Origin of the sequence: Roseateles sp. UC29_93 (genome assembly GCF_042695725.1) — a bacterium.
GTDB classification, from domain to species: Bacteria; Pseudomonadota; Gammaproteobacteria; order Burkholderiales; family Burkholderiaceae_C; genus Roseateles; species Roseateles noduli_A.
In genome coordinates this window covers 915,230-927,883 of the sequence record NZ_CP170545.1, presented here as the reverse complement: position 1 = coordinate 927,883, position 12,654 = coordinate 915,230, and the positions used below count along the sequence as shown (strand labels likewise).

The 12,654-nt window shown below is 68.2% G+C and carries 13 protein-coding genes; 7 read left to right on the top strand and 6 right to left on the bottom strand.

Annotated elements, in window-relative coordinates:
• Positions 1 to 77 precede the first annotated feature (77 nt).
• Positions 78 to 1,187 (top strand): class I SAM-dependent methyltransferase, encoded by a 1,110-nt coding sequence (locus tag ACFJIX_RS04230; protein WP_377161598.1) that lies wholly within the window; start codon positions 78 to 80, stop codon positions 1,185 to 1,187.
• A 233-nt stretch (positions 1,188 to 1,420) separates the two neighbouring features.
• Entirely contained in the window at positions 1,421 to 2,539 is a 1,119-nt protein-coding gene (locus ACFJIX_RS04225) for a histidine kinase (RefSeq protein ID WP_377157985.1), read from the top strand.
• A gap of 14 nt (positions 2,540 to 2,553) precedes the next feature.
• Here ACFJIX_RS04225 and ACFJIX_RS04220 read toward each other — a convergent pair whose 3' ends face one another.
• Complete coding sequence (locus tag ACFJIX_RS04220) at positions 2,554 to 3,783, bottom strand: multifunctional CCA addition/repair protein (RefSeq protein ID WP_377157983.1); 1,230 nt, start codon at positions 3,781 to 3,783, stop codon at positions 2,554 to 2,556.
• Positions 3,784 to 3,955: 172 nt separating this feature from the next.
• Here ACFJIX_RS04220 and ACFJIX_RS04215 point away from each other — a divergent pair, with 172 nt between their 5' ends.
• Positions 3,956 to 4,231, top strand: a complete 276-nt coding sequence (locus ACFJIX_RS04215; protein WP_377157982.1) for a hypothetical protein — start codon at positions 3,956 to 3,958, stop codon at positions 4,229 to 4,231.
• A gap of 69 nt (positions 4,232 to 4,300) precedes the next feature.
• On the opposite strand, the gene ACFJIX_RS04210 is transcribed toward ACFJIX_RS04215, so the two are convergent.
• Positions 4,301 to 5,002: a glutathione S-transferase family protein gene (locus ACFJIX_RS04210; RefSeq protein WP_377157981.1), complete on the bottom strand. Its 702-nt coding sequence runs from the start codon at positions 5,000 to 5,002 to the stop codon at positions 4,301 to 4,303.
• Between the two features lie 50 nt (positions 5,003 to 5,052).
• The gene (locus ACFJIX_RS04205; RefSeq protein ID WP_377157980.1) at positions 5,053 to 6,909 is read right to left on the bottom strand and encodes a transglycosylase SLT domain-containing protein; all 1,857 of its coding nucleotides are present in this window, start codon (positions 6,907 to 6,909) and stop codon (positions 5,053 to 5,055) included.
• A gap of 255 nt (positions 6,910 to 7,164) precedes the next feature.
• Here ACFJIX_RS04205 and ACFJIX_RS04200 point away from each other — a divergent pair, with 255 nt between their 5' ends.
• On the top strand, positions 7,165 to 7,782 hold the full coding sequence (locus tag ACFJIX_RS04200) for a 5-formyltetrahydrofolate cyclo-ligase (RefSeq protein WP_377157979.1): 618 nt from the start codon (positions 7,165 to 7,167) through the stop codon (positions 7,780 to 7,782).
• Positions 7,783 to 7,804: 22 nt separating this feature from the next.
• Here the strand turns inward: ACFJIX_RS04200 and ACFJIX_RS04195 are convergent, their stop codons facing one another.
• Positions 7,805 to 8,788, bottom strand: a complete 984-nt coding sequence (locus ACFJIX_RS04195; RefSeq protein WP_377157978.1) for a LysR family transcriptional regulator — start codon at positions 8,786 to 8,788, stop codon at positions 7,805 to 7,807.
• A 126-nt stretch (positions 8,789 to 8,914) separates the two neighbouring features.
• On the opposite strand from ACFJIX_RS04195, the gene ACFJIX_RS04190 reads away from it, so the two are divergent.
• Positions 8,915 to 9,277, top strand: a complete 363-nt coding sequence (locus tag ACFJIX_RS04190) for a DUF2917 domain-containing protein (protein WP_377157977.1) — start codon at positions 8,915 to 8,917, stop codon at positions 9,275 to 9,277.
• Here the strand turns inward: ACFJIX_RS04190 and ACFJIX_RS04185 are convergent.
• Complete coding sequence (locus ACFJIX_RS04185; protein ID WP_377157976.1) at positions 9,222 to 9,779, bottom strand: TfoX/Sxy family protein; 558 nt, start codon at positions 9,777 to 9,779, stop codon at positions 9,222 to 9,224. The genes ACFJIX_RS04190 and ACFJIX_RS04185 overlap by 56 nt on opposite strands.
• 100 nt (positions 9,780 to 9,879) lie before the next feature.
• On the opposite strand from ACFJIX_RS04185, the gene ACFJIX_RS04180 reads away from it, so the two are divergent.
• Both ACFJIX_RS04180 and pepQ read left to right on the top strand, forming a co-directional pair.
• Positions 9,880 to 10,473 carry a 5-formyltetrahydrofolate cyclo-ligase gene (locus ACFJIX_RS04180; protein ID WP_377157975.1) on the top strand — a complete coding sequence of 198 codons (594 nt, stop codon included), beginning with the start codon at positions 9,880 to 9,882 and terminating at the stop codon, positions 10,471 to 10,473.
• A 32-nt stretch (positions 10,474 to 10,505) separates the two neighbouring features.
• Positions 10,506 to 11,840, top strand: coding sequence for a Xaa-Pro dipeptidase (pepQ, locus tag ACFJIX_RS04175; protein WP_377157973.1), 1,335 nt, complete (start codon positions 10,506 to 10,508; stop codon positions 11,838 to 11,840).
• A gap of 82 nt (positions 11,841 to 11,922) precedes the next feature.
• On the opposite strand, the gene ACFJIX_RS04170 is transcribed toward pepQ, so the two are convergent.
• Positions 11,923 to 12,561: an OmpW family protein gene (locus ACFJIX_RS04170; protein WP_377157972.1), complete on the bottom strand. Its 639-nt coding sequence runs from the start codon at positions 12,559 to 12,561 to the stop codon at positions 11,923 to 11,925.
• Positions 12,562 to 12,654: the final 93 nt, after the last annotated feature.

The window sequence follows — 12,654 nt, the reverse complement described above, 5'->3', positions numbered from 1 at the left end:
CCAGTCCCGTGCAGGGTGCTTCCCGTTCCTCGCAGGGGGCCTCGACCGCGTCGTCGCGGGGCGCGTCGGCTGCCGCGATGCAGCATGCGACGGATCCCGCCATGGCCGCGCTGCTGCGCGACGAGATCGCCGCGGCCGGCGGGTGGCTGCCGTTCGACCGCTACATGAGCCTGGCGCTGTACGCGCCGGGCGTGGGGTACTACGCCAACGCGCGGCGCAAGTTCGGCACGATGCCGCAGCAGGGTTCGGACTTCGTGACGGCGCCGGAGCTGTCGCCGCTGTTCGGACGCGCGCTGGCCAGGCAGGTCGCGCAGGCGCTGACGGTCAGCGGCACCGACACGGTGATCGAGTTCGGCGCCGGCAGCGGCGCGCTCGCGGCGCAGCTGCTGGAGACCCTGGACGCGGCGGGAACGCCGGTGTCGAAATACTTCATCGTCGATCTGTCCGGCACCTTGCGCGAGCGCCAGGCCGAGCGGCTGGCGCGCTTCGCGCCGCGGGTGGAGTGGCTGGACCGCTGGCCCGACGAGATCCACGGCGTGCTGGTCGCCAACGAGCTGCTGGACGCGATCCCCGTCGAGCTGCTGCGCTGGGACGGCCAGCACTGGCTGCGGCGCGGCGTGACGATGGACGATCAGGGCGCGCTGTCCTTCGACGACCGGCCCGGCGATGCGCGCCCGCCGACGCCGCCGGAGCACGACATCGGCTTCGTGCCCGGCACGGTCACCGAGGTGCATCCGCAGGCCGAGGGATTCATCCGCACGCTGGCCGAGCGCCTGAAGCGCGGCGCGGCGTTCTTCATCGACTACGGTTTCCCGGAGTCGGAGTACTACCACCCGCAGCGCACGGGCGGCACCTTGATGTGCCATCACCTGCACATGGCCGATCCCGATGCCTTGGCGCTGCCGGGGCAGAAGGACATCACGGCGCACGTGAACTTCACCGGCATCGCGCTGGCGGGACAGGACGCGGGGCTGATGGTGCTGGGCTACACGAGCCAGGCCAATTTCCTGATCAATTGCGGCCTGGTCGAGCTGATGAGCGGCGCCGACCTCGCGCAGCGCGGCATGGCCCACCGGCTGATCGCCGAGCACGAGATGGGCGAGCTGTTCAAGGTCATCGGCTTCGCGCCGGGGGATGGGTTCGATGCGCTGGGGTTCAGCGCGGGCGATCGGTCGCACACCTTGTGAGCGCGGCGCGACAACGAGAGTGACTCATGCTGGTGGGAATTCAGCCGAGCATGGCTGACATCAGTTAGCTGCGGGTCTCGAAGGCGTTCGAGTCCTCGCGCGTGTTGTTCAATCACCTCTCCATTCGAATGCGCCACACCGGCGCGAAGCAGCGAATGAGGCGAGGTGCCATGCAGCAGGAAGAATTCCAGATCGAGGTTCAATCGAGGACCGCCAGGCATAGGGCGTTTGACTTGAACAAGAACCACCTCCGTTCGATTGCGGCGCAGGAAGCTCGCAGCTTCGTTGCCGAATGGAAGGCGGAGAAGATCTATCCGTTCCCTGACGATGAACCCGTGACCCAACTCGAGCTGATCGAGCGTCAGGTCTTCGACATCGTCGCCCTCAATGTCGCCCGATATCTTCCCGATTTCGAGGCAGCGGCGCCGCGGAGCAAGGCCCTCCACCTTCGGATGCTCCGTCAGGCGATCGAGAAGGGCCCCGAGGATCTTCAACTGATCCTGACCGAGGTCTTGAACCTTCCGGTGCGCCAACAGGAGGAACTTGCCGAACTGTTGCGCGAGGGATCGATGTCTTCGATCATCAATGGAGCGAAGGTCGTCTCCGAACGGCTCAAGTTCCTGAACGGCCTTGAAGCGATCCTCTTCGACAAGGGACCGAAGCAGCGACTGAAGGAGCGGGCCCAACTGCATCGGATCCTCGCCCAGAACCCATGGATCTTCGGTGAGGAGTTCCATCTCTCCGTTGATGACATGTCGCTGACCGAAGTGCTTCGCAAGCACAAAGCGCTGTTGGGCGAGGACGTCGTCATCGGCGCACCAGTCAAGCATGTCTCCCAGACGCGCGGCATCGTTGACCTGATGTTGTCGAGGCAGACTCGGCGCTATCGCGCCAACGACTTGACTCACTTCGTTGTGGAACTCAAGGCGCCCTCCATCAAGATCGACCGCGACGAGATTTCTCAGATCGAGTGCTACGCCGCCTCGGTGATCGCTGACGAACGCTTCCGCAACGTGGATGTGAATTGGGTGTTCTGGGTGATCAGCGACGACATTGGTCCCGTGGGGAAATTCAAGATCGGCCGGAATACATCGACCGGTCTTGTTCATCAGAATGACAACGTGTCCATCCACATCAAGACGTGGGGTCAGGTGCTCGACGACAACCGGGCCCGCATGCAGTTCTTCCAGGAACGGCTGGCCTACCAGGCCGACAAGGGCGCAGCGCTCAAGCATCTGCATGAGCGCTATTCGAGCTACCTGGAAGGGGTCATGGACCCCGACGAAGTTCAGTCGCAGTCAAGCACTTCGAGGACCTTCCTTCAGCCTGAAGCTGCGGCGTCCCCGGGATAAGAGACGCCACGACCTCAGCGCGGGCGATCGCTCTCACACGCTTTGAGCGCCGCCTTGCGGGCCTCGTGGATCGCCTGGCCGATGGCCGGGCCCTTCTTGCCCGCCGCCAGCGCGGCCGAAGAGATCGCCGCCTGATCGACCGACTGCACCGCCCGCAGGTCGTGCAGCAGCGCCGCGCGCTGGGGGTAGGGGCGGTCGCGCAAGCCCGCGCGCCCGCGGGCGTCGCACTCGCAGGCCAGCAGCAGCTGGGCGAAGCGCTCCGGCCGGCGCAGCGCGTCGCTGCGCTCGATCAGGCGCAGGCGCGCCTCGGCGCTGAAGTCGAGGCTCTGGTGCACGTGCGTGTGTTCGCGCGCGACCAGCTCGGCGAGCTCCTTGCAGTCCGACGGAACCCGCCAGCGCTGCGACAGCGCCGCCGCCAGTTCGACGCCGCGTGATTCGTGCTTCAGGTGGCGCGGCCATTCCTCCTCGGGCGTCGTGCCCTTGCCGAGGTCGTGGCACAGCGAGGCGTAGCGCACCGGCAGCGGCGCCTCGACGCGCGCGCATTCCTCCAGCACCAGCAGCATGTGGACACCGGTGTCGATCTCCGGGTGGTGCGCCTCGGGCTGCGGCACGCCGAACAGCCGCTCCAGCTCCGGCGCGATGCGCGCCAGCGCGCCGCTGTCGCGCAGGATCTCGATCATCCGCGCCGGGTGGCCTTCCATCAGGCCGCGGGCGACCTCCTGCCAGACGCGCTCGGCGACCAGCGCGTCGGCTTCGCCAGCGGCGACCATGGCGCGCATCAACGCCATCGTCTCCGGCGCCACCGTGAAGTCACCGAAGCGGGCCGCGAAACGCGCCAGCCGCAGGATCCGCACCGGGTCCTCCGCGAAGGCGTCCGAGACGTGCCGCAATACGCGCGCCTCGAGGTCGCGCCGACCGCCATAGGGGTCGATGAGCGTCCCGTCCTCCGCCTGGGCCATGGCGTTGATCGTCAGATCCCGGCGTGCCAGGTCCTGTTCAAGCGTCACATCGGGGGCCGTGTGGAACTGGAAACCGTGGTACCCGGCAGACGTCTTGCGCTCGGTCCGGGCCAATGCCACCTCTTCATGGGTCACGGGATCCAGGAAGACCGGGAAATCCTTGCCGACAGGAAGAAAACCCTTGTCGATCAACGACTTGGGCGTTGCGCCGACCACGACCCAATCGCGGTCCTGCACGGGCAGTCCCAGCAGGGCGTCCCGGACAGCCCCCCCAACGAGATACATCTGAACACTCATGTTGCGGCGCAGCATCCCCGATGAAGGGGATAGCTAAAGTAGTCTCTCTATCCGTATATTCACCAATGCCACCTGCACACCAGTGTCTGTTCAAACAGGCCAACTACCGAGAGAGACGTTGTAGTCAGGCAGGCCGGCATAGCAGTAGGGAGTATCTTGAATGAAGTCTGTTCTTCTCCTCCTGCTGGGCGGAATTGGTCTCGCCGCCCAGGCGCAGGAGCAGCAAGCGCCGGACACGAACTCCGTGCACGTCGCCGCTGACACCAGTTTCACCCGGCAGAGCCAGCCCGCCCCCGCGCAGCTGGCAGATGTCAACGAACAAGAGGGCGCGGACACCGTCGTGCCGTCCTTCGTCTCCGAGCCCACGAACCAGGCCATGATGCTCGGCGGCCTTCTCGCCGCAGGTTTCATGGTCCGCCGCCGCCGCGACCACTGATTTCGCGTCGGCCCACCTCGCCGCTTTCCGCCGCCTGCCCGCACAGGCAACGGAAGGCGGTTTTTCATTTCAAGGCTTCAAGACCGGTACCGGTCCGCTGACGTCGCGGTAGGGCTCTTCGAAGTCGAGGAAGTCCTTCTCTGCCATCGCGTCGGCGATCCACTCGCGCACGCCCGGGGCGGCTTGCACGGCGTTCGTGTAGGCCGTCAACGGCGCGGGCAACGGCAGTCCGTAGCGCGTCACCCGCATCACCACCGGCGCGAAAAATGCGTCCGGCGCGCCGAACTCGCCGAACAGGAAAGGGCCGCCGCTCTGCGTCAGCGCGTCGGTCCACAGTTCCACGACGCGGGCGAGGTCCTTGCGCAGGCCAGCTTCGGTCTGCAGCAGCCGTGCGCCGACGGTTGTCAGGTCGGCGTCGATGTTCATCATGCAATGGCTGCGCAGATGGCCGAAGCCGCTGTGCATCTCGGCGCAGAGGCAACGCGCCCGCGCGCGCTGGCGGGCGTCGCGCGGCCAGACGGCCTTGTCGGGGAAGCGGTCGGCCAGGTACTCGACGATCGCCAGCGAATCCCAGACCGCGAGGCCGTCGTCCACCAGCACCGGCACCTTGCCGGCCGGCGTGACCGCGCCGATCTCGCGATAGAAGGTCGAGTCGGGCGTGAAGTCGAAACGGACGATCCGCTCCTGGAAATCGATGCCCAGTGCCTTCATCAGCACCCATGGGCGCATCGACCAGGACGAGTAGTTCTTGTTGCCGATGATCAGCTGCATGCGGAAAGCTCTCTGCAAAGGGGAAGGGCGCCGTCGCCGGCGCGCCGGGGTCAGTTCGTGCCGTTGGCCGGGATGTCCGGCGCCGACGCGGCGGCCGGCCCGATGACGCTGCCGAGCCGGTCGCGCAGCACGATGCCGCGCTCGCGGCCCATCAGCTGCGCGTAGATCGTCGCGTTGGACAGCACCTTGCGCACGTAGTCGCGGGTCTCCCAGATGGGGATGTTCTCGGTCCAGATCGCGGCGTCCAGCTGCGGACCGTCGCGCCAGCGGCGCGGCCGGTTCGGGCCGGCGTTGTAGGCCGCCGCGGCCATCGCCTGCGAGCCCTCGAAGCTGTCCATCACCAGCTTCAGGTAGCCGGTGCCCAGGCGCAGGTTGGTGTCGCGGTCATGCAGCATGTCGGGCTTGAAGTCGACGCCCAGCTTCCTGGCCGTCCACTTCGCGGTGGCCGGCATCACCTGCATCAGGCCGCCGGCGCCGACGTGCGAGCGCGCGTCCATCATGAAGCGCGACTCCTGCCGGATCAGGCCGTAGACGTAGGCCGGGTCCAGGCCCACCGCCGTCGATTGCTTCAACACGTCCGCGCGGTAGGGCATCGGGAAGCGCTGGGCCAGGTCGATCTCGGTCTTCGTCCGCTCGCTGGTCTGGATGCAGCGCTCCCAGAGCTCGCGTTCGCAAGCGGCCTGCGCGATCGACAGCAGCTCGCGATCCGACAGGCCGCGCAGGCTGAAGTTCCATTCGCGCTGGCCTTCGCTGCGCAGGCCCACGGCGAGCAGCATCAGCGCGCGCTGGATCCCCGGATTGGCCAGCCCCTGCGCGCGCTCCGGCGCCGTCAGATCCGCGGGCGTCGGCGGCAGCGGCAGGCGCAGCTTCAATTCGTCGGCGGCGAGCTTGCCGTAGAAGCTGAGCGGCGAGGCGATCGCGCGCAGCGTCTCCTGGGCTTCGCGGCGCTGGGCGTCACCGGACGGGCCGGTCGGCGCCAGTTGCTGCTGCGCCTTCGCGCGCCAGTACTGCCAGGTGATGTCCTTCTGGTCCGACGGCTTCATCAGCGCGATGGCCGCGATCAACTGCTCCGGCCGGCTCGCGCCCGCGTCACCGCGCAGCGCGGCGCGCGCCATCCAGCTGATCGTGTCGTCGCTCCATTCGACCGGACCGAGCTTGGCCTGCAGCTTGATCGCGCGATCGAAGTGCTCGTTGGCCTCGTCCTTCAGCCGCAGCGCCGCCTGTCTGCCGTACTGGGCCCAGAGCCACGCGGACAGGTCGTTGGGCAGCTTGGCCGCCCAGCGGCGCACGTCGTCGTCCGCCTTGTCGTAGTCGGTCGCCAGCAGGCGCATGAGCGCCAGCATCGTCAGCTCGGCCTTGGCGCGCGGCGAGGCCGCGGCCTTGCGCTTCAGGTAGCGGTCCGGCTTGTCCATCAGCTCGGCCAGCGCCTCCTGGTCGGGCTTGGACAGCAGCGCCCCGGCCTGCTTCACCGCGCGGGGCTTGTTGGTCTCGACGATGAAGCGCAGCTTGCGCCAGACGTCCGAATCCTTGAACTGGCCGTTCTCGTGCAGCGTGGCCGCGAGCATGTTGCAACCCTCGTCCGCATCGCGTTGCGCGAACCAGGCGGCGCGCGCGGCGTCTCGCAGGTCGCGCCCTGGCGGATCCGCGAGCAGCGCGTAGCAGGCGACTTCGCGGTCGTCCTGCATCTTGTAGGCGGCGTGGTCGCGGCGGAAGTTGGCCCAGTCGCGGCGGTGTCCCAGCTCCAGCAGCCAGTCGTTGCGCAGCCGGTCCTCGACGTAGGCGCCCGGCCAGCGCGCATAGAACGCGTTGAGCTCCGGCTGCTGCGCCTCGGACAGGCGGGCGTTCAGCTCCCAGTAGTCGAACCAGGGCGCGAGCGGATGCTGCTGGTCGAAGGCGACCTGCCGCATCGCGGCCAGTCGCGAGCGGTCCCGGACGCGCCAGGCCTCGCGGGCATCGGTGACCAGGTCCGGCAGCGGCGGCAGGGGGGTTGGGCACGACGTTGAAGGTCGTGGTCGATTGCGCGAGCGCTGGCGGGGCCGTGACCGCGGCGGCCACGCAGAGGGCGCCCACGGCCCCCAGGGCGCCGACGGTGGCCGAGACGGTCACGGTGGCGGAGGCGAGGGCGGTTACAGTGATCCGAGCGAACTTCATGCCGACCTGCGATGAGTGACTCCCCCACGGCTCCCGAAGCCGCCGGCACAACCGGCAAGACCTGGCCCCATGAGCGAAGCGAATTGCGTCGCGCCTTGCTGGCGCGCCGCCGCGAATGGTGGGCCGGTGCCGAGGCGCGTCTCGCCGCCGACAAGCTGGGCGAGCAGCTGCTTCCGCTGCTGCGCCAGCTCGAGCCGCTGACCCTCGGCCTCTATTGGCCCCTGGAGGGGGAATTTAACGCAGCGGCCTGGGCCTCGACCCACAAGCTCGGGGGAGAAATGCAATTGGCGCTGCCCTTCGCGCGTAAAGCCGGCGACCACGGGCCGGCGTCGATGACGTTCCGGCGCTGGGACGGCCAGGAACCGACGGTGAAGGACGAGTGCGGCATCCCCAGCTCGACCGGGCCGGTGCTGGTGCCGGAGGTGCTGCTGGTGCCCTGCCTGGGCTACACGCGGGAAGGTTTCAGACTGGGCTACGGCGGCGGCTACTTCGACCGCTGGATCGAGGCGCACCCCGGCGTGACGACGATCGGTCTTGGATGGAGTTGCTGTGAAGCCGCCTTCGAAGTCCAGCCGCATGACCAGGCACTGACCGTGGTGCTGACCGAGCGCGAACTGATCGCGCCCTGAGCTCGGGCCGGGCCTGGGCCGATCAGCCGGAGTTCTCGTCCACCGGCGGATCCGGCTCGCCGATCGCGCGGCGCGTGAGCGCGGCGTGTTCGCCGATCCAGCGTGCGAATTCGACGACCTCGGGCCGCGCCCGCCCGTGCTCCGACATCATGAGCCAGTACACCGTCGGGCAGTCGGTGCGGCCGGCCTCGCCGAAGGGCTCGACCAGCTCGCCACGCTCCAGCGCCTCGTAGATCAGCGGCAACCGGGCCAGCGCGACCGCCTGGCCGGACACCGCCGCCTGGATCTGCTGGTAGGTGAAGTTCAGGTACATCCAGCGCCGCGGCTGCAGGTCCGGCGCGCCGTGCAGCGCCAGCCAGCGCCGCCAGCTCAGGAACAGGCCGCTGGGACGCTGGTCGTCCTCCTCGGCCAGCGTGTACTGGCGCAGGTCGGCCGCCTGGCTCAGCGGCGGTCCCTGGCCCTCCTGCGCCTGCTTGGCGACCCAGGGATTCACGACCGGCGTCAGCATCTCGCCGAACATCCGCTGCGCCGAGGGCGCCACCCGGTTCGGCGCGGCGTAGCGCAGCGCGACGTCGAATTCGCTGTCGTCGATCTCGACGAGCTGATCCAGCGCCGAGACGCGGATGTCCATGTCCGGATGCTCGCGCTGGAAGGCCTCCAGCCGGGGGATCAGCCACAGCGACGCGAAAGAGGCGAAGGTCGTCACGTTGACGACGCGCCGGCCCCGCGTCGAGCGGATCTGGCGCACCGTGCTGTCCAGACGCTCCAGCATCGGCTCCACGGCCGACAGCAGCAGCTTGCCGTCCGGCGCCAGCTCGACGTGACGGGTGCCGCGCAGGAAGAGCGTGGCGCCCAGTTCCTCCTCCAGCGACCGGATCTGGCGGCTGATGGCGGATTGGGTGAGGTAGAGCTCCTCGGCGGCGGCGCTGAAGCTCAACCGCCGGGCGACCGCCTCGAAGGCGCGCAGCGAACCGACGGCGAGCGGGCGATGACGGGGCGGATTCATGCGTGGATGGTATCAATCGACGCGACAAGACTCATTGGACCATCGTGCGGGTCAACCCTAGTATTGCACCATGTTCACGAGGAAGGCCGCCGGTGCGCGGACCGCCCGGCGGACAAGGAGCAGATCATGAATGTCATGCAAAAGTCATCAATCCAGGTCAGCCGCGACGACGCCGCGTGGACGTTGTCGCAGGGCGAGGCCATGAGCCTGCCCATCGGCCCGGGCCGCCGTGAACTGCATGTGCTCGACGGTCGCGTCTGGGTCACGCAGCGCGGCGACCTGAACCTGCCGGCGCAGGACTTCTGGCTGTCGGCCGGTGAAACGCTGGAAGTCGCCAGCGGCACCGAGCTCGTCGTCGAAGCCTGGCCGACCGCCCGCTTCCAGCTGATGGTGCCGCCGCAGGCCTGCGCCAACAAGCCGGCGCGCAGCGTCGTCAGCCGCCTGCCTTCTTTCGGGCAACTGTTCGGCCAGCGCCTGGCGAACGCTTGACCGCAGGAGCCGCCGTCGTGACACCCTTCAGCGCCTTGACCGGCTTCTCCGTCCTGACGGTCCTGGGCTCGGCGCTGGTGCCGGCGCTCTTCTTCGGCGTCCTGGCCTTCGGCTTCGCGTTGGCGGAGCGCAAGGCCGACTCCATCGCCAGCCGCCCCCAGGGCAGCATCAGCGCGGGCGACTCCAGCGTCTCCTCCGGCGGCCGGAAGTAATTCAGGCTGGCGACCTCCTCTCGCCCGTCCTTGCCGGTCTTCGAGTACCGGAACGGCTCGCAGCCTGCGTCCACATAACGCGCCTGGCTGGCGGCGTCAGCCTTCAGGTAGAGCTCGTCGCGACTGATGATGGCCAGGAACAGGCCGTCCACATACAGCCCGAAGCCGCCGAACATCCGCCGCGCCAGCACCGGCCCGAGCGGGGCCAGCAACTCCATGCAGTGATTCGCGAAGTCCGCGCCGGCGCCGGTGAGGTGCCGGACGGTTCCCGTGGTGGTGGTGCGTGCCATGGCGCCGACTCTAGATCAGCGCTGGCGCCCTGTCCGCGAGGCGGCCACAATGGTCCGCTCCAGGGCCCGCCGGGTCCTCCAGGGAAGGCGAATGGGCTGGATGGATCCGAACGACAATCTGCCGATCTCCGAAGACCGCCAGGCGCTGCGCGAGCGCCTGATCCGCGAACGCCTGGACCTGCCGGGCCGCCTTGAACTCGCCGACGTCGTGCAGAGCGTGCTGCGCGTCTGGCTGATCGGACGCAAGGAAAAGCGCATCGCCGCCTACTGGCCGATCAAGGGGGAATTCGATCCGCTGCCGGCGCTGTACCGCTGGAGCGAGGTCGACGGCGACCGTCGCATCGGCCTGCCCGTCGTCGATCGCGAGGAAGGCCGGCTGCGCTTCCACGTCTGGTACCCGGGCTGCCCGATGGAAGAGGACGCCACCGGCATCACCAAACCCAAGGACACCGAGGCCTTCGATCCGCAGTTGCTGCTGCTGCCCTGTCTGGGCTACGGCCCGGGCGGGATCCGCATGGGTTACGGCGGTGGCTTCATGCTGCGCACCATCGGGCAGATCCAGCCGCGGCCGGTGGTCGTCGGCGTGGGCTTCAGCCACGGCTTCCAACCGACGCTGACCGCCCAGCCGAACGACGTGCGGCTCGATGCGATGCTGACCGAGATGGGGGTCGTCTGGGAGAATTCCCGCGCATGAATCCCGCCTCGAGTTCTGCCGTGAGCCCTGCCATGAGTTCCGTTGATCCCCACGCCCTGAACGCCCTCTACACGGCCCACCTCGCGGAGCAGCAGCGCCGCACCGAACACGCGCTGCAGCGCGGCGGATTCGACGCGCTGCTGATCGCCTCGGGCATCGAGAAGTTCGCCTTCCTCGACGACCGGCCCTACGTCTTCCAGCCGAATCCCCACTTCAAGCTGTGGGTCCCGCTGATCCGTCATCCGGACAGCTGGCTGGTGATCCGGCCGGGGCACAAGCCGCGTCTCGTCTACGTACAGCCCGAGGACTACTGGCACGTGCCGCCCGAGGCACCGAGCGGCTTCTGGGTCGACCACTTCGAGCTGATCGTCGTGCGCAAGCCGGAGGAGGCGCTGCCCTATCTGCAGGTGCCCGGCACGCTGGCGATCGTCGGCGAAGCGGACGCGGCATTGGGAGACATCGTCCCGAACAATCCGCCCGACGTGCTGAACCCGCTGCACTACGCGCGCGCCGCGAAGACCGGCTACGAGCTGCTGCGCCTGCGCGAAGCGTCGGCGCTGGGCGCCAAGGGGCATCTGGCGTCGCAGCGCGCCTTCCGCGACGGGCGGTCCGAGGCGGCCATCCACGACGCCTATCTGGACGCCTGCGGCTTCGCGGAGCGCGACCTGCCCTACGGCAACATCGTCGCGCTCAACGAGCACGCGGCGGTGCTGCACTACCAGTACCAGGACCAGCGCGCGCCATCGCAATCGCTGTCGCTGCTGGTGGATGCGGGCGCGCACAGCTGTGGCTACGCGTCGGACATCACCCGCACGACCGGCAACGGCGACGCGTCGTTCCAGGCGCTGATCGATGCGATGGAGGCCTCCCAGCTGCGGCTGGTCGATCGCGTGCGGGCGGGCGTGGACTATCGCGACATCCACCTGGACTCCCACCGCGAGATCGCCGGGGTGCTGCGCCAGCTCGGCATCGTGAAGATGGACGAGGACGCGATGGTCGCGCAAGGCGTGACGTCGACGTTCCTGCCGCACGGCATCGGGCACCTGCTGGGCTTGCAGGTCCATGACATCGGCGGCTTCATGGCCGGCGAGGCCGGCGGGACGATCGCCAAGCCGGAAGGCCATCCGTACCTGCGCCTGACGCGCGTGCTGCAGCCCGGCATGGTCGTGACGATCGAGCCGGGCCTGTACTTCATCCCGATGCTGCTGGACAAGCTGCGCGCGACGCCCGCGGCGGCGAACGTGGATTGGGCGCTGGTGAAGCACCTGAGCGCGTTCGGCGGTGTCCGCATCGAGGACGATGTCGCCTGCCGCGAAACGGGCGCGCCGGAGAACCTGACGCGGGACGCGTTCGCGGCGCTGAGCTGACGCGGCGAGAGGCGCTCGCTGTCGGGCAATGAAGAAGGGGTCCTGACGGACCCTTTCTTTCATCTGCACTCAGCTGCGCCGATCAGAACCGGTACCCGACGCCCACGCCCACCAGCAGCGGATCGATCTTGAACTTCCCGACATTCACGCCCTTGGCGCGGACTTCGGTGTCCATCTGGATCTTCTTCACGTCGACGTTGATCGACCACTGCTTGTCGAGCATCACGTCGAAGCCGGCCTGGGCGGCCAGGCCGATGCTGTGCTTCTTGATGGTCGGCTGCAGCGCCGTCTGCACGGCCGGGTCGAAGTGGACGCCGGAGAAGCTCGTGTAGTTGAGGCCAGCGCCGACATAGGGGCGGAAGGTCCCTTCCGGGTTGAAGTGGTACTGCAGCGTCAGTGTCGGCGGCAGGTGCTTCACCGTGCCGATGCGCGTGCCGTTGCTGTAGAGCTTGTGACGCTGCGGTACGGTCAGGATCAGCTCGGTGGCCCAGTTCGGGGTCAGGAAGTAGCTGAAGTCGAGCTCGGGGATCGTCTTGCGGCTCAGCGACAGCCCCAGTCCGGTCTTGTCCTTGTCCGCCGGGTCGATGTTCACCGCGCGGGCGCGATACACCCACGGGCTGCTCTGCGCGTGGGCCGACGGTGCCAAGGCGGCGAGCGCCGCGAGTGCGACGGCCGCGACGATGGCGGGGTGGAAAGAGGCGAGGGCGGTGGTGCGGGACATGCGGTCACTCCTGGTCAATGGGATGACCGGGATTGAACGCGGACCGCTCCGTGAGAACCTTGACCGTTCACAAGGAACGGCGGCGAACCGGAG